This is a genomic window from Nostoc sp. CALU 1950 (assembly GCF_051172895.1).
Lineage (GTDB): Bacteria > Cyanobacteriota > Cyanobacteriia > Cyanobacteriales > Nostocaceae > Nostoc > Nostoc edaphicum_A.
In genome coordinates this window covers 1-305 of the sequence record NZ_JBDNJQ010000451.1, presented here as the reverse complement: position 1 = coordinate 305, position 305 = coordinate 1, and the positions used below count along the sequence as shown (strand labels likewise).

At 49.8% G+C, this 305-nt stretch carries 1 protein-coding gene; it reads right to left on the bottom strand.

Annotation, left to right across the window (positions count from 1 at the left end):
- Positions 1-305, bottom strand: a 305-nt coding sequence (locus ABF638_RS38400; RefSeq protein ID WP_435027955.1) for a leucine-rich repeat domain-containing protein, incomplete at both ends; no start/stop codon positions are given.

The following is a 305-nucleotide window of genomic DNA, read 5'->3' as shown; positions in this document are numbered from 1 at the left end:
TGTAGCTTAAATCCAGGGAAATGAGTTGTTGCAGGCGGGCGATCGCTTCTGGCAGTGTTGTTAATTGGTTGTAGCTTAAATCCAGGGAAATGAGTTGTTGCAGGCGGGCGATCGCTTCTGGCAGCGTCGTTAATTGGTTGTAGCTTAAATCCAGGGAAGTGAGTTGTTGCAGGCGGGTGATCGCTTCTGGCAGCGTCGTTAATTGGTTGCCCTTTAAATCCAGGTAAGTGAGTTGTGGCAGGCGGGCGAGCGCTTCTGGCAGCGTTGTTAATTCGTTGCCCTTTAAATCCAGGTAAGTGAGTTGT